The sequence below is a fragment of the Peptoniphilus hominis (ex Hitch et al. 2025) genome, from assembly GCF_040096015.1.
Taxonomy (GTDB): domain Bacteria; phylum Bacillota; class Clostridia; order Tissierellales; family Peptoniphilaceae; genus Peptoniphilus_A; species Peptoniphilus_A hominis.
Genome location: NZ_JBBMFO010000002.1, coordinates 59689 through 80436, shown reverse-complemented (window position 1 = coordinate 80436; position 20748 = coordinate 59689). Strand labels below are relative to the sequence as shown.

The following is a 20748-nucleotide window of genomic DNA, read 5'->3' as shown; positions in this document are numbered from 1 at the left end:
GTTAGCTAGTTCACTACGAGAAAAAGAGCCTTCGCTCAATTTCTTGATTTCTAATTATTTTGTTTTCCTAATTCATAGGCCTCTTTTAACATTTCTTTTAATGACCATACTGAAACTTCTAAAAAGTCTTCTGAATCATTGTTTCTTTTTTCTAAGTCTCCTCTTTCTTCTATTGCATAGGAATGTTTCTTGGCAATTCCTAAAAGTGCTTTATCCCTTTTTTCATTAATTCTTTTGGTGGCATCTAAAAAGCATTGCCTTTTCGATTCTTGATTTGTCATTTATCTCACTCCTCTTTTCTTATTCCTTTGGAGATTGTCTATAAAGTCATCAAACCACCTTGCTCCAATCTCAAGTCTTATAATTGGAAGTCTTCCTAACTTGTTGTACTTTAAACTTACTATCCTTAAATCTTCAGGAAGGTCGATTTCGTAAAATTCGTTAATTGTTTTTCCCATTGTGATATACCTTGAGTCTTGACTGTGATTTTCAAAAACAAATGGTGCAATTCCTCCACTTGCTCTCAAGGTTCCACTTTCATCAGAATAAAAGTCCATCCTTTGACCACCTTGGTCATTTAAACAGATTGTCTTATTAAAGCCTTCTTTAATGGCTCTGGTATTTCTTTTTCCTTTCTTGCAGCCCTCTGAAGTATCCCCTGACAAGCTTTTTTGCTCAAATAATATTTCTCTGGAACTTCCTCCATCAAGATCTGCGATAAGGAAGATTCTTCTCCTTCGTTGGGGCACTCCGAAGTATTTAGCATCAAGGACTCTCCAAGCAAGGGAAAAATTATCTCCCAGGATTTCTCCTGCACTTTGCCATCTCGAAGGTCGAGAAAGTTTAAGTGTGGAATCTTTAATTCTTGTAATTTCTTCAAGGACGCATCTAAAGTCCTCCCCTTTGTTAGATGAGAAGGCTCCTGGCACATTTTCCCATAGTAGGTATCTTGGATACTTACCATTACTTTTACACCTCATTTCTTTTATAACTCTAATCGCCTCATAAAAAAGGTTAGATTTTTTTCCTTCGAGTCCTGCCCTTTTACCAGCGATTGATAAATCTTGGCAAGGACTACCAAAGGAAATGATATCAACATGTTCAATTACAGACCCGTCGATATCTTTTATATCTCCTAAATGTTTAACTTGAGGTAGATTTTTCTGTGTAACTCTTATTGGAAAAGGCCCAACCTCCGATGCCCATATAGGTTTTATTCCACAAAAAATAGCAGCCAAAGGGAATCCTCCACTGCCGTCAAATAGTGAACCTAATGTTAGTTCCTTATTCATCTCTTGATACCTCTGAGTATTTATACTCTTTTCCTTCTCTTAATAGGCTTACATCTTTATCACTGCCAACCAATTCAATAAATCTATTTACAATGACATCTACAAATTTTTCATCAAGTTCTATCATCCTACAAATTCTATCAGTCTGTTCACAAGCTATTAGTGTACTTCCACTTCCACCAAATGGATCAAGTACGATGGAGTTTGTCATTGATGAATTTTTAATCGGATAAGATAAAAGTGGGATAGGTTTCATAGTAGGATGGTCTCCATTTTTTCTTGGTTTATCAAATTCCCAAATGGTTGACTCCTTCCTTCCTGTGTACCAGTTGTGTTTTCCTTTTTTCTTCCAGCCATATAGGATGGGTTCATGTTGCCACTGGTATGGACTTCTTCCAAGTACAAGGGACTGTTTCTTCCAAATACAAGTACCAGATAGATAAAATCCAGCATCTTGAAATGCCTTTCTAAAATTAAGTCCTTCTGTATCAGCATGGAAAACATATATCGAACCATCATCTGCGAGAAACTTTTCCATATTCAAAAAGGAGCTCAGTAAAAATTCATAGAATTTACCTTGCTCCATATTGTCATTTTTAATTTTTCCAGCTGTTCCTTCATAGTTTACGTTGTATGGAGGGTCTGTGATGATAAGATTTGCTTTTGATTCTCCCATTAATTTCTCATAAATAGTCTCATCAGTAGAATCTCCACAAACAAGTTTGTGTTTACCTAATGTCCAAATATCTCCAGCTTTAGAAAAAGTAGGTTTTTCCAATTCTTCCTCTATATCAAAGTCATCATCTTCTGTATCATTTCCTAAGTCGAAGATATTAGATAGTTCATCTGGTGAAAAACCAGTAAGTTCTACATTAAAACCATAATCTTCTAAGGATTCAATTTCTACTCTTAATAGTTCTTCATCCCATCCAGCATCAAGAGCCATTCTGTTATCAGCTAGTATATATGCTTTTTTCTGCGCCTCATTTAGATGATCTGCAAAGACACAAGGTACTTCTTTTATACCTTCTTCCTTTGCTGCCATAATTCTTCCATGACCTGCAATAACTCCGTAGTTTTTATCAATAATAACTGGATTGATGAAACCAAACTCTCGAATTGATGATCGTAGTTTATTAATCTGGTCTTGTGAGTGAGTTCTTGCATTATTTACATAGGGTACAAGTTTTTCAATATCTACTAATTTCATTTCTTTGGTTGTAATCATATAAGCCCCCACTTAGCAAATTCCTCAAAACCACCAATAAAATTAATGTAGTTTCTAGCAATTTCTACAATTTCTGAATATGGTCTACCATCAACAGTTTCATCCCCGATTGCACAGGATAATTCAATCTCTCTATTTTCCTCTTGTGCCTTTAGGTGGGCATAAATATTAATCGATACATCAGCCTTGGATAGGTCTTTACCATGAAGACCACCACCAGTTACTGCTCGTCCCATATCTGAGCCGAGTTTTCTATTAGTTGCTCCAGTATCAACATTATATCCTCCAGTCCAATCTCCTAATGGATTAACAATTGCTCTTGGATAAATTGATTTTAAAATTTCTGTAGATACATTTGACTGGCAGATGATGAGTTTATCTCCATCAAGAATGTATTTACCATCGTAAGGATAATTAGAATAAATTTCACGAGCAATAAAAGATAGTTTCTTTTCTTCATTTGATGTAGGCACTCCCTTAAAAATTCCATTGTCTCCACATCTTATCTTTTCTTTTTGATTATTTAATAGGTGGATATCCTGTTCTACAATTTTAATATCTGCTATGACCTCTCCAGCTATCCTCTTAATTGCTGTTTCAACTTCTTTTTTATTTAGATTACAATCCGTTTCAATAATTACATGACAATTTCCATGCCCCAGCAAAACTTCAACTGCTATTTTAGGATTATCTTTTTCTTTATATGCTAAATCTACAATTGCACCAGCTATACAATCTGCTATTTTATCTGGATGTTTTGGATTTACTTTTTCAAACAATATAATTACCTCCTTTGCCTTAGTAATTTTTCCATCATATCTTCCCCATAATCTTCATAAACTTCAGTACAGTTTTCTTTAACTATGTCATAGATTTCGTACCATAAAAGGTTTGCTGTCTTTTGAAACTGACTAGACATCTGTACAAATGGAGATGCAATAACTCCACCAGTTGTAGGATGCTTCCCCAATAGTCCAAATTGACTGATTGCCTCTTCACATTGAATATATCTTGCAAAAGCCTGAGAGTAAGATTCTAGTAGTCTTTGGTTTACTAAGTTCTCACAGTTTCTCTGCTTTAACCAGCCCCAAGTCTCTTTATATATTTCATCAGCACCGAGTGGTATTCCATTCTTTTGCTTTGCAGATAGATAGTCACTAGGAGCTGGCATATCTGTTCCATCAAGAACTGCTCCATCTGGCAAATCAACTGCATCTATTTCTTCTGGAGTAAATGTTGGAATATCATTCATTAGTATTTCTACTTTTTTACCTTTTTCTATTTTTTCAGCAGCAGGCTGTGGTTTCCCTCCTGCTTTTACTCTTCTTCCTCCTCTGTATGTTCCGTCTTTAGCGATAGTATCACCTCCTAATTCATCATCTTCTTTAATAGGGCCTTTGAACCCGTTTTTTTGTACGTGAGAGGGCGGCACCGTTGGTAGGGAAATCAGCTTTTAAGATAACGACTCCCCTCCCCACGGAAAACTATCCTCCAAATCTATCTCCACTCTTTGCATGAATTTTTGAGTGACAAGATTTACAAAGGCTCATAAGATTATCTTCGTCATTAGTTCCACCACGAGAAAGAGGAAGTATGTGATGTACTTCCTCTACCTTCGTCATTCTATTTTCTTTTAAACACATCTCACAAAGTGGATGCTCTGCTACATATCTTTTTCTTATAACCCTCCATGCTTTTCCATAACGCTTATGAGTTCTAGGATCTCTTTTATATTTTTCATAGTTTCTGTTGTATTCTTTCTCATGTTTCTTACAGAATCGTCCATCAACTAATTCTGGACAACCTGGATGAGAACATGGTCTCTTAGGTTTGCTTGGCACTTTATCACTCCATAAAGAAAGCCCTGAAGATTTTATCTCCAAGGCTCGTTTTATTATTCTTTTGCTATTCTAACTATACTACAACTACTTACTCTCATTCTATCAACTTTACTCTCCACTTGACTTTTTTCTCAGAAGAAAATATAATTTAGTTAGAAAGTATGAATTTCTAACTAAGGAGGTTTTTTATGTTAGTTGAATTAAAAGCTAAATCACAAGTTACCATCCCAAAAGACATAGTAAACTCTATGGAATTAAACCAAGGTGATCAATTTGAAGTCATAGAAGATAACGGAAAAATTGTACTTGTTCCAGTAGCAATCTATCCAGAACACGTCATAAAAAATTTAAAAGCTGAAGTAAAAGAAATTAAAGAATCTATAAAAAATGGGACTCAACCTGTTTTTGATTCTATCGACTCTCTATTCGAGGAGTTAGACAAGTAATGTCCTATAAAATTACTTATTCGAAAGCCTTTAAAAAACATTACAAAAAACTATCTGATACTGAAAAGAAACAAACGAAAAAGAAACTTAAATTTTTCGTAGAAAATCCTACCCATCCATCTTTAAGAACTAAGAAAATACAAGGTACAGATGGAATATGGGAGTCTTCCGTTAACATGGATATTCGCATTATTTGGTTCTATGAAAATAATGAGCTGATATTCCTTTTAGATATTGGACACCATGATATTCTGGACAAGTTTTAAAATTGGTACTATAATAAAAATACGAATTGAAAACGAAAGTTTTTCGGGTGATGCATTTATGCGTCACCCGATTTTTTTATATCTCTATATTTTTTAAAGCCTTACTATGAAGTCTAAAGATATGCTGAATTGAGTAATTCATCTCAACTGCTATCTTCTCCCAAGATTCAAAACAAAGATATCTTTTTTCTAAAACCACTTGAAGTTCTTTATCTTCAATCTTTTTTATTGTTCTTACGATTTCTTTCTTTAAATCCACCAACTTATCTATATCTCTATTAATCTCTTCTTGGAGATCTACAATCTTTACGATAGTATCTTCAAGTTTTGATGGTCCTCTATTAGGACTCTTAGGCATATCTGATAAGGTCGATGTAGCTTTTGTAGCTAAGGCATTTAAACTTTCAACTTGCTCTAGCTTACTGTTAATTCTCTTGTCTAAATAAAAAGCTTGTTTTAAATATTCTTTTGCGTTCATTTCTTACCTCCATAATTTTTTGAGGTAAGTTCTCCATAGAACTCCTGCTCGTATATTAAGCTTATCAAATGCTCTTAGTGACATTCTATAACATTAACTCTCCAGATTTGCTTTCACTGCATCAATAAGTGCAGCTTGTGTTTTGTTCTTATTTTCTAATGCTTTCATTACATCTTCATCAATAGTTTCTTTTGCTAAGATATGATGAATCACAACTGTTTCTTTCTGACCTTGTCTATAAAGTCTGGCATTGGTTTGTTCATAAAGTTCTAAGGACCAAGTAAGAGAAAACCAAATAAGTGTTGATCCTCCCGCTTGTAGGTTAAGTCCATGGCCAGCAGATGCTGGATGGATAATGGCAACTGGAATATTACCTTGATTCCATTCTTTAAAGTCCTCACTTGTCTTAAGTTCTCTTACATTAAACTTATCTTTTATTCTTTTTAAATCTGACTTATACCAATAAGCTATTAGGACAGGTTTACCATTTGCACCTTCTATTAAATCTTCCAAGGCATCAAGTTTTCTGTCGTGAATATGAATCATATTTTTATCTTCATCATAAACAGAACCTGATGCCATTTGCATTAATTTATTAGAAAGGGCTGCAGCATTAACTGCATCTATATCTTTATCCTTAATACTAACGACCAAGTCTTTTTTTAAGGTCTCGTAGATTTCTCTTTCTTTATCTGATAGATTTACAAAGAATTCATTGTTTATCTTCTTTGGCATTTTTAGATAGTCTTCAGCTTTCATAGAAACTGTGATATCTGATATCTTTTCATAGATTGCATCTTCAGCAAAAGGTAGTGGTTTGTAAGAATAAATGATTGGTCCGTTTCTTTTATCTGGTTTGAAGTAGATTTCCCTGTACTGACCAATAAATCTTCCAAGTCTTTGACCCATATCAAGCAGTCTAAACTCAGCCCATAAATCCATTAGACCGTTAGATGATGGAGTTCCAGTAAGACCAACTATTCTTTTTACCTTTGGTCTAACTTTCATCAATGCTTTAAACCTCTTTGACCTATGAGATTTAAAGGATGATAGTTCATCAATTACGATCATGTCGTAGTTAAAGGGTATTTCACTCTTATTTATTAGCCAGTCTACATTTTCCCTATTGATTAGATAAATATCTGCTTGTTCTTCTAATGCTTTTATTCTTTCTTTTTCACTACCTATGACCACTGAATATTTTAAGATATCAAGGTGAGACCACTTTTCTATCTCTTCTTTCCAAGTATCCCTGGCAACTCTTAATGGTGCTACAATTAAAACTTTAGAAATTTCAAAAGAATCAAAGAGTAAGTCTTTTATAGCCGTTAAGCTTATAACCGTCTTGCCGAGACCCATGTCCAGTAGAAGTGCTGATTCTTTGTTTTCTTTTATAAATTCAGTAGCATAGTTTTGATATTTATGTGGAGTGTATTCCAATTAGTGACCTCCGATTCTTTTTATTATTTCGTCAATGTTTTCTTTGGAATCAAGAACATAAACCTTAAAACCTAACTTTTTAAATTGCCTTATTCTTTTTTTCTGAATTGGTCTTGGTTCTCCTCCAGGTCTTTTTGTTTCCACAAATCCTATCTTTCCTTTAGGTAGAAGTATTATCCTGTCTGGTATTCCCGTCATTGAAGGAGATGTAAATTTAAGACATAGACCATTATTCTCTTTTACTCTTTTAATAAGGGCAGATTCAATCTCTTTCTCTCGCAATTTTCATACTCCCTCCACGCTTCTTCAAAAGTCATCATACAATCATAACAAGCACCCTGGCTTTTTAAATAATTTTTAATCAGTCTTTTCCAGCCCTTAAATTTCCCCGTTTTATTTTTAGGAAAGTCTCTATCTTCCTTCATATCTCTTGCTAAATCTCCTCTTGGAGACTTTTCATTTAAGTGATTTTTCATCATGTAATTATAGAAATTCATAAATCCCCCATTTTTTAAAGTGTTGTATAGTGTAGCTTTATATAAACCTTTTACACGAGAGAATAAAAATAATATATAAAAGAAAGTAGGCTATAACTATTCACACCATACAAAATGCGTATATTAAGTCATTTCAGTGTTAAGTCAAGTGTAAATAGTCATGTCTTTTTGTAGTTTAGTGTATACATTTTTCATTAATTAAGAAAACTTTTTTCTCTACAATCATCTTTATTTAGCCTATAAATGCTACACTAAGATACATTTATAAAAAGTCGTCTTCCGACTCCATTAAATCATTGATGGTTATACCACCCCATTCAATTCCCCTATTTGTCCTTTTCTTTTCATAACCTTCTGCTATAAGGGCTCGTGAAAAATCTCTATTGTTCCTAATGTATTCTCCATTTGAACCAGCCCACTCACGATAAACTTGATATAACCTTGCACTCATTTCTTTATAATTTGTTCCTTTTATGCATTTATCTGAAATAAAATGGTTTATCCAGTCATTTTCTTCTTTATATGATCTTTTAGCATCATCTACAACATTACACTTTGGATATTTAAAGCCTGCATCTATATATTCTTTTGCTCCTTCAATCATCCACTGTAGAATTGCCCCACCTGCTTTTTCTATAAGCTTATCTATATAGTCTGTCTTAGGATTTTTAATGGCGACAGAAAATGGAGTTACCACAATTCTTCTCCAGGTTCCTCGATCATTAGAGCCTACCTTTGGTAGATGGTTTGTATAGAGAATAGTAGAATGCGTTGGTGTAAATGAGAATGGTGCATAGTATTTTCTTTCTGCTGAAATGTCATCAACACTTGCTATCTGCTTTAGCATAGAACTTGACAGTCTTTGACCCTCTTCTGTTTCAGAGGCTAGAATAAATCTCTTACCACATAACTCTGCAAGATCAACCTTCACATTCTTTGCTCTTGTTGTTAAAGACTCAGCTGGAATTTTACCTGCATAGTCTCCAAGAACGTGAGCCTCTGAATTAAAGACTGTAGACTTCCCATTTCCTCCATCTCCATAAGCTATAAGGAGTGCTTCTTCATAAACATGACCTATTAATGTCGACCCTGCATGGAACTTTAAGAAATTAATAAACTCATCATCTCCACCAGTTACATCCCTTAAAGTATCTATCCACATATCCATATTATCCTTACTTGGAGCTAGGGCAGTAATCTTCGTGCAATAGTAAGACGGGTCATGCTCTTTTATTTCACTTGTTTTTAAATCAATAACCCCAACAGGTGTATTTAAAATAAAAGCATCTGCATCAAGTTTTTCATTTTTAACTTCTAACAAAGACTTAGCTAGTTTTAATATTCCAGATACTTTTCCGTGGTCGTTCATTTTTTTAGCAAAATTTAGATAAGCTTTTGCACTATTTATTTTTAATTTTGCTTGTGCTTTTTCTTCCTTACTTCCCATCATTTCAGCATCTGCTAATTCTTGATAGGTCTCTTTAAATTCTATGCTTGCATTTTCTAAAACTTTTTTGGCAGTCTCCATATAAAGACTCATTACTTTTAGCTCAGAATCTTCCCACTTCTTGCCCGTCCAATAAAGCCAGCCTTGAGATATAGTGTAGATAGCTTTATCTTTGTTATGCTTAGTAAAGATTTCAGCCATTGCTATATCTGTAAGTTTCTCTGGCTTATATTCCTCATATCTTTCATTGTATTCTTCTGGTGGTACATAATCTTCACTTGTAGCTACCTTTTTATAGAATTTACAAGCAGACCTCCAGATTTGTTCCAGTTCATCATCTGGGAGTGGTGGAGAACAAAGGCTGGCTTTTTTATCGAATAATTCTCTTGCCTCATCTGTCTTTCCATATCGAATTAGAACCCTACCAGCGAAATGATTCATAGTTGAATTTCTAGAGCCTTCCTGAATCAAGTCCTGAGAGTTATCAAAATCCTCAAAGTCGTCCTTTAGGATTTCTGTTACATATTTCCTTCCCCTAACTATTTCAACAGCAGGGTTCTTTACTCCAAAGAAAAACCTCGCTCCATCTAGGGCATTTCCATCAAAGAAAGTATAAGTCTCTGCCAAGCTTTCTTTTATGCCTACATATTCAGCTAAATTTGTGATCTTAGGAATTGGAAAATAAATGTGCATCCTTGGTCTTGCAGCTTTTCCATTCTTTTCCTTTCTATGGTTTCTGCTGTAAACTATGGCAAATTTAACTCCATCAAATATTCTCTTTAAATCGTTAGTTGAAATCCAATCATCTGGATTTTCTGAATGGTCATTGTCTATATCCATGGAAACACATTCCGACTCTATAAAATTATCGTTAGACCTGTAGGAGTTTTTATACTTAGCCATTACATGGTCAAAACTCGCAGCTTTCTCAAAAGACCTAACATCTACTGCATTAACCTCATTTTGATAAACACAATTTGACTCCACTCCTATTTGATTTGAGGTATATATTTTCAATTAGGCTACCTCCTTTATATATCGAATCTTCATTTTCCTCTTCTCAGCAATCTTTATTTCATCAGCCATTCCAGCACTTATGTTGTCACCAAAGACCCAGACTTCTTCACATTTTCCAAGAAGGACATAATTAAAATGCATGACAAGTCTTCTCTCACTTTCGTCACTCATAAACTGAGGAAATAAAAGATGTGGCGCTATTGGTATATTTCTTCTATCCAATGCATAGCGAGAATAAGTTCTTGCCTTGATTACATTATTTTCAACATCTCCAGAAAATGGACTGCAGATATATACCAAGGGATAGTATCTTTTCTCTGCATTTTTAATTGCTTGATAAGGAGTGGGATCCTTGCACCCACTCCTGTTGTATAGTTCTTTATTCATAAATATCCCTCATTGTTTCACTACAATTATTACAGCAAACTTGAGTAGAAAATAAATCTCCCTCTTCCAATACTTTATTTAATTCTACTTGAACTTCTTTTCCACACTTTGGACAGGTGCAAAATACATTCTCATCATTTATTTCAATGCTTATTTCCATAGAATCATTGATTTTTTCTTTAACATAAAACACGAATAAACCTCCTTAGTCTTTCTTATAAAATTCACTTTCAAATCCATCTGCATCTAAGATAAGTTCAGGTGCCCAACTAGGAACAACGGACATAATTTCATTTATTTCTTCTATGCTAGATGAATCACTTTCTATTACAACTTCGTCATGGATGTGCATGACGATATTAAATCCTTCATTTTCAATTCTCATCATAGCCTCTGCTAAAATATCTCTGGCTATTGCTTGAACTATATTCTCTACAAATTTACCGCCGTAAGATTCTATCTTGTCCCATTTATTTCCAACTACTGTTCCTTCATAGACAATTGATTCTCCACCAAATCGATTCATTCCGATTTTTGCCTTTGGATAAGCAAGTCTTCTTTTTGAGGGTAATTGTATAAAAAGGATGCCTTTTTCATAGCTAATAACTAGGTTCTTATATTTTTCTTTAGTTCTAGTCTTTACAACTCTTTTTACGACTGAATCTATGTCCCACCAAAAACTCACTATATTTGGATTAGCCTCTCGCCAGGAATCGACTATTGATTGAAGTTCATCTTCAGATAAACCCATCTCAATACCACCCATAGCCTTAAGCGCTCCCACAGAGCCACCATAACCACAAGCAAGCGTTGCTACCTTACCTTTTTGTCTTAAGTCTCCATTTACTCCATGTTTTACAACAGGCACACCAAACATCTGACTTGCTGTAGAGCAGTAGATATCTTCTCCATTTTTAAAGGCATTAAGCACCCAGTCTTCTCCCGCAAGCCAAGCTAGAACTCTTGCTTCAATTGCTGAAAAATCGGAAACTATAAATCGGCATCCCTCTTTTGGAATAAAGGCTGTTCTTATCAGTTGGGATAACACATCGGATGGTGAGTCATAAAGCATTTCTAAGCTTTCGTATTCTTTATTTCTTACAAGACTTCTTGCAAGGTCTAAATCTTGTAGGTTATTTCTCCTCAAATTTTGTACCTGGATAAGACGTCCTGAATTTCCTGTAACCCATACTCTTCCATTTCTCCTCACTAAAAAGAAACCTGTTGGAGTCATAGCACAGTAGACCATTCCCGTATAGTCTATTTTCTTTGCTTTTCTTTGTATTTGATGTGCGTTTTTAGGTCTTAACCAAATGTCTAATATATATGCATCTTGCCAATTGTTATGAACTTGCGATCTTTTCTTTATACTCATTTGACATGCTCTACCACTTAGATGAGCAAAGGCCTGTATTATATCTGCATTTTTCCTATTTACTGTAGAATACTGAATGCTGTTTTTAGCACTTTGATATCCGTCCCAATGAACAAGTTCATCAAAGAACACGTCTGCACTTTCATCAAATAGCCATGTGTCAAATGTTTTGTTTTCAAACATTCTAAGCCACAAAGGTAGGTGTCTAGAGTAGATAGTAAAAACATATCTTTTCTTTGACTTATCCATGTATTCTTTCAAATTAAAGCAAATTTCTGCTTTTCTCAAAAGACTTTTACATCTTTCAACTTTTCTAAGTTTTGAAAAAGAAAGTTTTATATTTCCTTCTGCAGTATAATGTCCATCCGCTTGAATCATAATAAGAACTCTAAGCTGAATATGATCTAAATTTGACTGAACTTGTCTATATCCAGTAAATGGAATAGCTGGATGTGCATAATTTAGCATCTCGGATATTTCTCCAACTCTCCACTCACTCTTATAATGATTTTTAAAATACATCTTGTGTTCAGTTGTGCTTATTTGAGATATTCTTTTATCTTCATAGAAAACCATTTGTCCACTGAATGGAAACTTAACCATTTCAGACTTTTGAAAAGATATTTTTTCTCCTATGGTATTCCAACAAGCAATGTTCCCTCCATTCCATTTATCAAGTCTAACCCAGCCTTTATCAGTTAAAACTTCGTGATCTCCAGTTAAACAATATCTTCCAGTTCTATTTGCTCCATAGAATTGGATCAGACCTCTTGCGCGATTATCTTTTCCTTTTACATTTTTCATAGCATCATATTTTCTAACTGAAGACTTAGATAATTCCTGTCTAAGTTCCAGTACTTCTTTAATATCTCCTTCAGCGTTTTTAAGAGCAGACTCTACATCTTTTTTAGCTAAAGACTCTATCTCTAAGCCTTTCTTATTTAGCCATTCTTTTAGCTGTAATGGAGAATTTGGATTTTCAAGACCAGTTAATTCTATAGCTCTGTCCATATTTTCTTCTCGTAATATTTCATCAAATTTAATAGCTGAATCAACTAAAATTTCATCAATTAAGATTCCTCTATCGTTGATGTTTTGGTCTATCCAGTAGTTTTCCCATTCTGAATGAGGCATTGGAAAGGCTGATAATTTTTTCTTAATTGCCATTTCGGTTTCCACATCTCTTTGGTTATATTCCATAAAGGTAGACCACTTTTTTAAATCGTGATGTGGTAGATTTCTTTTCCTCATGCCATTAGTCTTAGTAGGTTTGCAGGGAATAGAAAAATATCTTATAAGGGCCTTGCCTTCATTCATCTTTTGCTTATCAAGCTTCAAAACCTCTCCGACTTTTTCAAGGGATAGAGGTAACCCCAGATAAGCTGACCAAATCATAGTGCAGTACCAACCTTGAGGTTTTAGTCTCTTACCTAAAAATCTAGATAGACAGACCCTTTCAAAGTTTGCATTAAAGGCCCACTTTTCTACGCTTTCATCACTAAGTGCTGATAATATTTCTTCAGGAATAATCTCTCCACTTGCCAAATCTATGACCTTAACTCCTCCATCATCAATAGAATAGGCAAAGAGGAGGATTTCAAAATCCTCACTCTCGGCATATTTGTATACACCACTTTTGCCTAAATCAACTGAAGAATAGGTCTCAAGATCTATGGACAATTTCTTCATAGCTATCACTAAGCTTTGTTAATTCCGCTAAATTATTTTTTCTATCTTCTTTTATTTGTTTTTCTATTTTTCTGATATCTCTATCTAGTTCTTTTAGCTGAGCTTGTAAAAATCCAAGCTCATACCATAAAAAGGACCAAATAGCTAAAACTATCGCTGTAATTAAATAGTCCATTTCTACCTCCTATGCTAAGAAATCTTCATCATCGTCCATAGCATCGAAGTCATCTGCTGCATTAGACCTATTTCCTAGAGGTTGCCCATCTCTTAGTTTTTGAATATTTCCGAGGCCAACGGCCACTCCTTTATTACCATTTACATTGTAGGCGTAGAAGTTTAGTGATACTCTTGCAAAAACTCCTGAGTAGACTTCACTTCTATCAAGAATTGGTTCTACGTTTCTATCCACAATTTGAGGTGCTGTCATAGAGTTAGCATTTAAGAAGTATGCATCAGCATAAGCCTCATCATCTTTTTCTGTGTCACCATCTCTTAATGGAAGTTTGATAGCTTTCTTATTAGGTTTTTTTCCATTGAATTTAGAAAGTCCTTCATCAATAGCAGCATCTACTGCTTTTTCAATCTTCTCAATTGTCTTTTGGTCGCTCTTTGGAATAATGACAGATACTGAGTATCTTTCTTTACCACCATTGATTGACTTTGGTTCCCATCCGTTAAAATATGATAATCTAACTTCACCTGTAATTACTTTTGTTTTATTTTGCATAATTTTCCTCCTGAATTATATTTAATTTTGCAAATCTACCATGATACTTTTTAGCTGCTTTGTTGTACGCCATTGCAGCGTCAACTTCTTTATCAAAACTACCTAAATAAATGTGTTTGCCATTTACTCTGATGCAAGCTTGCCAACATCTATCTCTAACATGAAAAGTAACTCCCTTATATTTAGAGTGAGATTTCTTGTTAAACTTGTTTCTATTAAAAGAATTTTCTTGTCGAGTTGCTAATCTTAAATTAGATCGTCTATTATCTAATCTATTGAGATTTATATGATCTACTTCCATATTTTCTGGTGCATTTAGAATCTGTCTATGCATTCTAATATGGCGAGATTTATTCTCTGGATTGTGTCTACAGGCATATAACTGACCTGGATGACCGCTGGCAAACCACTTATATTTTGATAGTTCTTTGTAATCTTCATCGTCAACTAATGCATAAAGTCCTTTTGTAAGTGGTATTTTTTTCATTCCTTAACCACTCCGAATTCTTCCTTAACATTGTCAATTTTTACTTCTTCTCTCTTGTCATCAACACTTACTAAAGTTAACTTTCCTTTTGGTTTTTCTAATAAATCTGTAATATTTTCATCAAAGACCTTCTTACCTAGTAACTTAGTCATGGCTGTGATGCCAAGTAACTTTTCTTCAAAGGGATCGAATCCCAGTTCTTTTACTTTTTTTACAACTTCATCTTCATCTCGGTATTTCCTATTAGACCTACCTTCGACAAGTTTTAGATCCTTCCATCTTTGACCCTTCATTGCTCTTTCTAAAGCGTAAGCCTTGATATCTTTGACCCATAGTTCCAGTTCGTCTAATCTTGGTAGAATCTCTTCAATTTCATCATCAGATAGTTCTGGTGGTAGGATAAATTCTTCTTGTGCCAGTTTTAGGTTTTCTTCTGCTCTTTTTCTACACTTATTCTTAGCTTTGCAAAAGATGCACCATCCTCCACACGAGAATTCTCCTTCACCTTTATATGCTTTCTCCGCTATCTCTCGTATGGATTCTCCCCACTTATAAAGTTCTGTCTTTTTAATTTCATAAGATGAGATGTTACACCTTCTTGGTTGATAGATATGAAGAATTACTTTCTCGATATCATAAATTCCATCGAAGAGAGCCAGAGCACCTAGTCCGTATAACATGAGTTGTGTGTTTTCTTTAGCATCTACTAAAACTCCCTGACCATACTTTAGATCTATTACATGAAGTTCTTTTCCTCCAACAACTACACAGTCAGCAGTTCCAAAGGACTCTTTAACATATTCTGATAGGTCGAGTCTTTCTTCTACAAATACAGCTGGGCTTTCATAACTACTTATTACTTCTATTACATATGAGGCATATCCTTCAGTTAACTCATCCATTTCTTCATCATAAAAATCTAAATCCTCTGTTGGATCTTTTACATCTAAGCCTAATAACTTTTTTAGTTTATATTCTGCTAAGGCATGAGCTGAGGTACCTTCAAGTGCATAAGGACTAACTTCATCTTCATATTTTTGAGATAGCTTTACGCTTGGTGGACAGTGAATCCATCTATTAGAAGATGATGCTGATAAAATAGCATGAGCGCCCATTACAACTTCTCCACATCTGCTACCAAGTCTTTATAGTTACCTGGATCAATCGCAGATAACTTTTTAGCCCCATACTTTTCTAAGAGTTCTCTTATCTTAGCAGTATGGCCTAATCTTGATTTATCGGCTAGTATCTTTCTTACATCTTCAATCTCATAGGTTTTTTCTTCTTGTTTTACCTTTTCTTCTTTAGGTAGTTCCTCGTCACTTTCTAGTGCTGTTAGAAGGACACCTATACTAGATGCAAGATTCTCTGCATCTTCTTTGATTTCCATTAGTAGCTTTATTCTTGACACTTTTTTCTCCTTTCTCTGGTTGCATTAATTCCATAGCTATCTTCTTGGCAACAATTGAGATGGCTATTAAACTTTCTGCCATCTGTTCGTTTTTTACTAAGTCCACTTTGTTCCTCCTTTCATACTCCTTGGGACATTCATTAAATTTTTGAGTAAGATTTCTCCTCTCATACTCCTTAGGACATTCATTAAATTTTTGAGTAAGATTTCTCCTCTCATACTCCTTAGGACATCCTGTTTGTATTTGAGTAAGACTTCTTCCCTCATATTCCTTAGGACATCTAGTAAGTTTTTGAGTAATTATTTTTTCCAAGGTCTCAATTTCTCTTGAATCTTTGGTAAATGCTTATTTTTGATGTTATTAACTGTTTTTTGGGATATTCCTACTACTTCTGCGACTTCTCTTTCTTTCATTTCGTAGAGAAAAAGTAGTTTTAGAACTTTTTTATCTCTTTCAGAAAATTCACTAATGACTTCTAAGAATGCTTCTTCTAGAAGTTTGTACGTTACTATGTCTTCAGTGTTTTGAACGCTAGTTACTTCAAAGTCGTATTCCTCTTCAGCAACATCAAGGGATAAAGGAAGACCATATTCTTTTGTTTCGACAAAGCCTGTTTCTAAACTTCCTGCTTGGACATAGTTTCCATTTTTCTCAGTCGCTGTTTTAATTCTGTCTTTATCTTGTAGTTCTTCTAAATTCTTGTAGGCTCTTTGTATTCTCTTTTTTTCTCTCCAGATTGGTTTCATATATTCTTTGTAGACTTCTTCACTAACTTCGATTTCTTTGCCATTTATTTCTAAATATCTTTTCTTTGCCATCTTTTGCCTCCTTGCAAAATCTCTAGATCCGCAAGAAGGCCATCCGTAAAAACAAAAAAAGACGGCAATAGAAAACCATGGTTTGGTTTTCCGACTGCCGTCTAGCGTTCTTGCGGATATCTCTTTTACTTATTTAAAATTTTAATTTCGCCTTTAACTACATAGGCTATGGTTGTACTTTTACCTCGCCTGATAGTTAGCTTTTTCTTGTCTTCGCTAATATCACAGACTCTTTTTCCTTCTTTGTTTCTTATTTCTATAGGATCACCTCCTTAATATAAAAATAGCCAGATGAGTTTCCTTTTGAATACTCATCCGGCTATTTGATAGTTACATTTACTTCTTTGCTCGGTATGGTTTTTTCTTATTTTTGTTTGATATTTCCAGTGTTGAGATTTTCCCACAGTGTGGACATTTTGCTGCTATCTCTATTTTCTCTAAAGGAATTCTTGATACATCAAAAAATCTCTTTTTACAGACTGGACATGCCATTTGTTCCATAATACCTCCTCGTCTTTCCTTATTAGCTTCTTTGCTAATTTCTTTCTTAAAAAAATATAGCTAAGCTATATTTTAAAAACTAAATTCGTTATATAGTTCTTTTGTTAATTCAAAGTCGTTAGGTGCATAGCCTAATACTTTTAATCGAACTAATGCTGCTGTTTTTGATACTTGGAATTGCTCTGATACTTTCATGATGAAATCAAATAGATAAGTTTCATCCTTAATGTGCTTATCATATCCTAGATAGTATAAATACTTTATAATTGCTTTTTTATTCATCAAAAGACAAGAAGCAAATGTATTCGCCTGCCATTCTATTGTATCCATAAATCCCCAGCGTTTATTTTTCTTTTTATTAACATCGCCAGTTCGACAAGCTAGTGAAGCAGGCTTTTCTTCTTCATTAAAAAAAGATAGTTGGTTTGGATCTCTATAGAATACACACGGATGAATTACACCATGTCCACATTCATGAGCTAGGGTAAATCTTCTAAATCCTTTATCTCTTGGATTGTCTAATTGCTTATCTATTAGAATAGTATTAGCTCTATCTGTAAGATATTCTAGTTCCCATTGCCCAGTTTCAACATTTGGCATTAGGCTTTTCATTGTTCGTATTACTTGGTCATCATTAAAGACCATCATCCCTGCATAGCATCCGTTATGAGATAAGTAGGCATATTCAACATTAAACCCTAAATCAAATTCTGCTAGTCCTTCAATATCTACTGCTTCAAAATTTTCAATTGCAGAAGGACAATATTTATTGAGGATTTGCTCGGTCAGTGATTCAATTTGATCTAAAGTGATAAATGGAGCACCTGTACTTGATTTGTTGAAGTTATATTGATACATGCCTACCTCTCTTTTTCAATTTCTTCAATGAATTTTATCCACTCTTCTTCTTTAACATCTAAGTCTCTAGCCTTTCTCAAAGCTACGCTTAAGCCTTTAGTCTTTAAAATATACTCTGGCAAATCAGGTGCCACCGTATTTCTTTGCTTTCCAGCTAAATCCATCATAATGGATGATTCTTCTTCATCCAAGTTTAATATTTTAGCAATTTGGTTCAACCTATCTAAGTCAAAAGAGTCCCTTTTTCCTTTCTCTACATCACTTAGATACGGTGAGGAAATATTAAGCCTGTCAGCCATATCCTTTAAGGTGATTCTTAAATCCTTTCTCTTCTGAGAAATAAAATCCCCAAAAGTCAGTTCGTGATTGTTCATGATTACCTCCTATTACTTTATTAGCTAATCTGCTAACTTGTTTATATTTTACAACTTATTAATTGATGTGTCAAGTCCTAATATCTATTCTGTTCACTCTCCCTATAAATATCTATCCTGTCTACACACCCCTACGATTTTTACTATTAATATGTTCCCACAAGGTGTTTTTCAAATAGAAAAATGGCTTTTAAGATTTCTTCTAAAATCCTAAAAGCCATTGATTTCAACAGTTTTATAACTTGTTATTCTATTTTCTTGACATCAATACTACGGTCTCGACGTGTGATAGTTAGGTTATATATCTCCTTATTTTTACACCATAAAATAGCTATTTACTCTTATTTCTTGTCATAATTATCTACACTAACTATATTTTTGATTAGGCAATTTTATACAAATGTAACTAATTGACATTCAAATATTTTAACAGAGTAGCCTTCATCATAATACGGGTAATCTATAAGCCATAAGTAGTTATTTGGTGCTATGAGTATTTCTTCCTCATCTCTTTTAGTTATTGAATTTACATAAATACCTATAGTGTTTTGGGGTACATATATTTTTAACAAATGTGGTTCTCCAACCGCTTCACTATATGTATTAACAATATTTTTTAATAAGCTTGTACTCATGAATCCTTTTTCTTGGATTGGGGTTGGCCTACTTAATTTGTTATGTCTAATCATATCTTCTATAAAAGACTTATCAATTACTCTATAAACCACAATATCCTCTGGAATTCTAGGAGCGGAACACAATGTCATTATCAATATATCAGCCATTTTATCGTATAATTTATTGTCAGAAATAGACCCTGATCTTAATAGCTTATTAATTTCTCTATATGAATGTCCACAATAACATTCAACTGTTGCAGTTTCTAAAGAATGTTGAGTTTTTATTTTCTCAGTTAAACTCATAACCTCTCTATATCTTTTAGCCCAATTCGAATAATACTCTCCCCACTTTCTACACTCTTCTACTGTCAAAAACTCTTTGTATTTAGATTTATCCACTATTGTAGAATTTAGTTCACCATACATAATTTTATTTCCCATTTGTGATATCCATTTTTTTATTTCTACTAACATCTTTTGAACTATATTTTCTACTCTTTCTATTATTTTCCCCATCAAGATTACTCCTACTTGATTTTTCTTCTTGAACTTTATTAAATACTTCCTCTGTAATAATTGCTTCGTGATTCTCTTTTAGAAGATAATAATTTTCTTTATTTACTGAATCTAATAGTTTTACAGAGCCTGTATACTTTTCATTTTCTAACATAGTTTCTACGCTTCTCTTTGGCCATTTGTTTTTCCCTGTAGGAGATTTAATGTTTTCTTTTTCAAGTTCTTTGACTATGCCAATGACACTTTTCCCATCTAAGTACCAATTAAATATTTTCTTGACAATTTTTGCTTGTTGAAAGTTTATAATTAATTCTCCATTTTCATCATGATCATAGCCATAACACTTTCTATTATAAAGCTTTGATGTGCCTTGTGCCGCTCTTTGCTTTAGACCCCATTTTATATTTTCACTTCGCTGTTCGTTTTCTGATTGTGCTAAAGATTCCATAATGGATATGATTATATCTGTATCATCTTCTTGGCTATCTAGGTTTTCTTGTTCAAAGATAATTCTTGCACTGACTTGCTTAATTACTTTTAATGCTTCTAAAGCATCTACTGTATCACGACCAAATCGACTGACGCTCTTTGTAATGATTATATTTACGTCTTCTTTCTTTATGTCTTCGAGCATTCTTGAGAATTCTTTTCTACTTGATTTAGTTTTGCCTGACGCAATATCAATATAAATATCTACAAGCCTCCAATTGGAATAATGGGAGGTAAGTCTAGTTAAGGCAGATATTTGTGCAACTAAACTATTTAACTGGTCTTTATCTGTCGTGCTGACTCGTGCATAGATTCCTACTAGCTGGATTTGGAATTGTTTTTTAGGTAGTATCAGATTTATTTTTTTATTCATATTGAACTCCTTAATTCAACCTAATTACTATTATATCATTTTTATTATATGATGAGTAGCCTGATATTATCCATCCTGTTCACTCCCCCCTAAAATATCCATGGTGTCTACACACCCTGCTATAATCTACACTTGAACTGTTCCCACAAGGTATTTTTCAAATAAAAAAA

The 20748-nt window shown here is 33.9% G+C and carries 28 protein-coding genes; 2 read left to right on the top strand and 26 right to left on the bottom strand.

The features are described from left to right. Positions 1 to 50: 50 nt before the first annotated feature. From WMO19_RS01915 to WMO19_RS01890, 6 genes are read right to left on the bottom strand one after another with little or no spacing between them, the layout of a single operon-like run. A complete protein-coding gene (locus tag WMO19_RS01915; RefSeq protein ID WP_316719473.1) occupies positions 51 to 281 on the bottom strand; it encodes a DUF6900 domain-containing protein in 231 nt (76 codons plus the stop codon). Beyond that, positions 282 to 1292: a DNA cytosine methyltransferase gene (locus tag WMO19_RS01910; protein WP_349169983.1), complete on the bottom strand. Its 1011-nt coding sequence runs from the start codon at positions 1290 to 1292 to the stop codon at positions 282 to 284. Next, complete coding sequence (locus WMO19_RS01905; protein WP_349169982.1) at positions 1285 to 2520, bottom strand: site-specific DNA-methyltransferase; 1236 nt, start codon at positions 2518 to 2520, stop codon at positions 1285 to 1287. The genes WMO19_RS01910 and WMO19_RS01905 overlap by 8 nt, the downstream gene beginning before the upstream one ends. Continuing rightward, positions 2517 to 3299 carry an S-adenosylmethionine synthetase N-terminal domain-containing protein gene (locus WMO19_RS01900; RefSeq protein WP_349169981.1) on the bottom strand — a complete coding sequence of 261 codons (783 nt, stop codon included), beginning with the start codon at positions 3297 to 3299 and terminating at the stop codon, positions 2517 to 2519. The genes WMO19_RS01905 and WMO19_RS01900 overlap by 4 nt, the downstream gene beginning before the upstream one ends. 5 nt (positions 3300 to 3304) lie before the next feature. Further along, a complete protein-coding gene (locus tag WMO19_RS01895; protein ID WP_435891042.1) occupies positions 3305 to 3952 on the bottom strand; it encodes a P27 family phage terminase small subunit in 648 nt (215 codons plus the stop codon). Between the two features lie 52 nt (positions 3953 to 4004). After that, positions 4005 to 4361, bottom strand: a complete 357-nt coding sequence (locus WMO19_RS01890; RefSeq protein ID WP_349169980.1) for an HNH endonuclease — start codon at positions 4359 to 4361, stop codon at positions 4005 to 4007. A gap of 188 nt (positions 4362 to 4549) precedes the next feature. Between WMO19_RS01890 and WMO19_RS01885 the strand changes: the two genes are divergently transcribed. Next, positions 4550 to 4807 (top strand): AbrB/MazE/SpoVT family DNA-binding domain-containing protein, encoded by a 258-nt coding sequence (locus WMO19_RS01885; protein ID WP_002834889.1) that lies wholly within the window; start codon positions 4550 to 4552, stop codon positions 4805 to 4807. Continuing rightward, complete coding sequence (locus WMO19_RS01880; protein WP_002834890.1) at positions 4807 to 5073, top strand: type II toxin-antitoxin system RelE/ParE family toxin; 267 nt, start codon at positions 4807 to 4809, stop codon at positions 5071 to 5073. The genes WMO19_RS01885 and WMO19_RS01880 overlap by 1 nt, the downstream gene beginning before the upstream one ends. A gap of 76 nt (positions 5074 to 5149) precedes the next feature. On the opposite strand, the gene WMO19_RS01875 is transcribed toward WMO19_RS01880, so the two are convergent. From WMO19_RS01875 to WMO19_RS01780, 20 genes are all read right to left on the bottom strand, one after another. Then, positions 5150 to 5551, bottom strand: a complete 402-nt coding sequence (locus WMO19_RS01875; protein WP_349169979.1) for a DUF1492 domain-containing protein — start codon at positions 5549 to 5551, stop codon at positions 5150 to 5152. 93 nt (positions 5552 to 5644) lie between these two features. After that, complete coding sequence (locus tag WMO19_RS01870; protein ID WP_349169978.1) at positions 5645 to 6991, bottom strand: DEAD/DEAH box helicase; 1347 nt, start codon at positions 6989 to 6991, stop codon at positions 5645 to 5647. Beyond that, a complete protein-coding gene (locus WMO19_RS01865; RefSeq protein WP_435891041.1) occupies positions 6992 to 7189 on the bottom strand; it encodes a VRR-NUC domain-containing protein in 198 nt (65 codons plus the stop codon). A gap of 41 nt (positions 7190 to 7230) precedes the next feature. After that, positions 7231 to 7488: a sterile alpha motif-like domain-containing protein gene (locus WMO19_RS01860; RefSeq protein WP_285072505.1), complete on the bottom strand. Its 258-nt coding sequence runs from the start codon at positions 7486 to 7488 to the stop codon at positions 7231 to 7233. Between the two features lie 262 nt (positions 7489 to 7750). Further along, complete coding sequence (locus tag WMO19_RS01855; RefSeq protein ID WP_349169976.1) at positions 7751 to 9952, bottom strand: phage/plasmid primase, P4 family; 2202 nt, start codon at positions 9950 to 9952, stop codon at positions 7751 to 7753. Next, positions 9953 to 10339 carry a DUF7768 domain-containing protein gene (locus tag WMO19_RS01850; RefSeq protein ID WP_349169975.1) on the bottom strand — a complete coding sequence of 129 codons (387 nt, stop codon included), beginning with the start codon at positions 10337 to 10339 and terminating at the stop codon, positions 9953 to 9955. Beyond that, positions 10332 to 10532: a hypothetical protein gene (locus WMO19_RS01845; RefSeq protein ID WP_349169974.1), complete on the bottom strand. Its 201-nt coding sequence runs from the start codon at positions 10530 to 10532 to the stop codon at positions 10332 to 10334. The genes WMO19_RS01850 and WMO19_RS01845 overlap by 8 nt, the downstream gene beginning before the upstream one ends. A gap of 12 nt (positions 10533 to 10544) precedes the next feature. Continuing rightward, positions 10545 to 13403, bottom strand: a complete 2859-nt coding sequence (locus tag WMO19_RS01840) for a DNA polymerase (RefSeq protein ID WP_349169973.1) — start codon at positions 13401 to 13403, stop codon at positions 10545 to 10547. Then, positions 13378 to 13578, bottom strand: a complete 201-nt coding sequence (locus WMO19_RS01835; RefSeq protein WP_349169972.1) for a hypothetical protein — start codon at positions 13576 to 13578, stop codon at positions 13378 to 13380. Before WMO19_RS01835 ends, WMO19_RS01840 begins: the two co-directional genes overlap by 26 nt. A gap of 9 nt (positions 13579 to 13587) precedes the next feature. Then, the gene (locus WMO19_RS01830; protein WP_349169971.1) at positions 13588 to 14130 is read right to left on the bottom strand and encodes a DUF2815 family protein; all 543 of its coding nucleotides are present in this window, start codon (positions 14128 to 14130) and stop codon (positions 13588 to 13590) included. After that, positions 14120 to 14617 (bottom strand): HNH endonuclease, encoded by a 498-nt coding sequence (locus WMO19_RS01825; RefSeq protein WP_349169970.1) that lies wholly within the window; start codon positions 14615 to 14617, stop codon positions 14120 to 14122. Before WMO19_RS01825 ends, WMO19_RS01830 begins: the two co-directional genes overlap by 11 nt. After that, on the bottom strand, positions 14614 to 15732 hold the full coding sequence (locus tag WMO19_RS01820) for a DUF2800 domain-containing protein (protein WP_349169969.1): 1119 nt from the start codon (positions 15730 to 15732) through the stop codon (positions 14614 to 14616). The genes WMO19_RS01825 and WMO19_RS01820 overlap by 4 nt, the downstream gene beginning before the upstream one ends. Further along, positions 15732 to 16007: a hypothetical protein gene (locus WMO19_RS01815; RefSeq protein ID WP_349169968.1), complete on the bottom strand. Its 276-nt coding sequence runs from the start codon at positions 16005 to 16007 to the stop codon at positions 15732 to 15734. Before WMO19_RS01815 ends, WMO19_RS01820 begins: the two co-directional genes overlap by 1 nt. Then, positions 15970 to 16341: a hypothetical protein gene (locus tag WMO19_RS01810; protein ID WP_349169967.1), complete on the bottom strand. Its 372-nt coding sequence runs from the start codon at positions 16339 to 16341 to the stop codon at positions 15970 to 15972. Before WMO19_RS01810 ends, WMO19_RS01815 begins: the two co-directional genes overlap by 38 nt. Beyond that, positions 16329 to 16847 carry a sigma-70 family RNA polymerase sigma factor gene (locus WMO19_RS01805; RefSeq protein WP_349169966.1) on the bottom strand — a complete coding sequence of 173 codons (519 nt, stop codon included), beginning with the start codon at positions 16845 to 16847 and terminating at the stop codon, positions 16329 to 16331. Before WMO19_RS01805 ends, WMO19_RS01810 begins: the two co-directional genes overlap by 13 nt. A 336-nt stretch (positions 16848 to 17183) precedes the next feature. Next, a complete protein-coding gene (locus WMO19_RS01800) occupies positions 17184 to 17348 on the bottom strand; it encodes a hypothetical protein (RefSeq protein WP_002834910.1) in 165 nt (54 codons plus the stop codon). A 72-nt stretch (positions 17349 to 17420) separates the two neighbouring features. After that, entirely contained in the window at positions 17421 to 18206 is a 786-nt protein-coding gene (locus WMO19_RS01795) for an ImmA/IrrE family metallo-endopeptidase (RefSeq protein ID WP_349169965.1), read from the bottom strand. Between the two features lie 2 nt (positions 18207 to 18208). Next, positions 18209 to 18580, bottom strand: a complete 372-nt coding sequence (locus WMO19_RS01790) for a helix-turn-helix domain-containing protein (RefSeq protein WP_002834913.1) — start codon at positions 18578 to 18580, stop codon at positions 18209 to 18211. Between the two features lie 392 nt (positions 18581 to 18972). Beyond that, positions 18973 to 19674, bottom strand: a complete 702-nt coding sequence (locus WMO19_RS01785; RefSeq protein WP_349169964.1) for an ADP-ribosyltransferase — start codon at positions 19672 to 19674, stop codon at positions 18973 to 18975. Further along, a complete protein-coding gene (locus tag WMO19_RS01780; RefSeq protein WP_349169963.1) occupies positions 19631 to 20578 on the bottom strand; it encodes a recombinase family protein in 948 nt (315 codons plus the stop codon). The genes WMO19_RS01785 and WMO19_RS01780 overlap by 44 nt, the downstream gene beginning before the upstream one ends. Positions 20579 to 20748 lie beyond the last annotated feature (170 nt).

Coding starts and splice junctions, on each gene's coding strand:
- WMO19_RS01915 (WP_316719473.1), bottom strand. CDS start 281: ATGACAAATCAAGAATCGAAAAGGCAATGCTTTTTAGATGCCACCAAA.
- WMO19_RS01910 (WP_349169983.1), bottom strand. CDS start 1,292: ATGAATAAGGAACTAACATTAGGTTCACTATTTGACGGCAGTGGAGGA.
- WMO19_RS01905 (WP_349169982.1), bottom strand. CDS start 2,520: ATGATTACAACCAAAGAAATGAAATTAGTAGATATTGAAAAACTTGTA.
- WMO19_RS01885 (WP_002834889.1), top strand. CDS start 4,550: ATGTTAGTTGAATTAAAAGCTAAATCACAAGTTACCATCCCAAAAGAC.
- WMO19_RS01880 (WP_002834890.1), top strand. CDS start 4,807: ATGTCCTATAAAATTACTTATTCGAAAGCCTTTAAAAAACATTACAAA.
- WMO19_RS01875 (WP_349169979.1), bottom strand. CDS start 5,551: ATGAACGCAAAAGAATATTTAAAACAAGCTTTTTATTTAGACAAGAGA.
- WMO19_RS01865 (WP_435891041.1), bottom strand. CDS start 7,189: ATGACGGGAATACCAGACAGGATAATACTTCTACCTAAAGGAAAGATA.
- WMO19_RS01860 (WP_285072505.1), bottom strand. CDS start 7,488: ATGAATTTCTATAATTACATGATGAAAAATCACTTAAATGAAAAGTCT.
- WMO19_RS01850 (WP_349169975.1), bottom strand. CDS start 10,339: ATGAATAAAGAACTATACAACAGGAGTGGGTGCAAGGATCCCACTCCT.
- WMO19_RS01840 (WP_349169973.1), bottom strand. CDS start 13,403: ATGAAGAAATTGTCCATAGATCTTGAGACCTATTCTTCAGTTGATTTA.
- WMO19_RS01835 (WP_349169972.1), bottom strand. CDS start 13,578: ATGGACTATTTAATTACAGCGATAGTTTTAGCTATTTGGTCCTTTTTA.
- WMO19_RS01830 (WP_349169971.1), bottom strand. CDS start 14,130: ATGCAAAATAAAACAAAAGTAATTACAGGTGAAGTTAGATTATCATAT.
- WMO19_RS01825 (WP_349169970.1), bottom strand. CDS start 14,617: ATGAAAAAAATACCACTTACAAAAGGACTTTATGCATTAGTTGACGAT.
- WMO19_RS01820 (WP_349169969.1), bottom strand. CDS start 15,732: ATGGGCGCTCATGCTATTTTATCAGCATCATCTTCTAATAGATGGATT.
- WMO19_RS01815 (WP_349169968.1), bottom strand. CDS start 16,007: ATGGAAATCAAAGAAGATGCAGAGAATCTTGCATCTAGTATAGGTGTC.
- WMO19_RS01805 (WP_349169966.1), bottom strand. CDS start 16,847: ATGGCAAAGAAAAGATATTTAGAAATAAATGGCAAAGAAATCGAAGTT.
- WMO19_RS01800 (WP_002834910.1), bottom strand. CDS start 17,348: ATGGAACAAATGGCATGTCCAGTCTGTAAAAAGAGATTTTTTGATGTA.
- WMO19_RS01795 (WP_349169965.1), bottom strand. CDS start 18,206: ATGTATCAATATAACTTCAACAAATCAAGTACAGGTGCTCCATTTATC.
- WMO19_RS01790 (WP_002834913.1), bottom strand. CDS start 18,580: ATGAACAATCACGAACTGACTTTTGGGGATTTTATTTCTCAGAAGAGA.
- WMO19_RS01785 (WP_349169964.1), bottom strand. CDS start 19,674: ATGTTAGTAGAAATAAAAAAATGGATATCACAAATGGGAAATAAAATT.
- WMO19_RS01780 (WP_349169963.1), bottom strand. CDS start 20,578: ATGAATAAAAAAATAAATCTGATACTACCTAAAAAACAATTCCAAATC.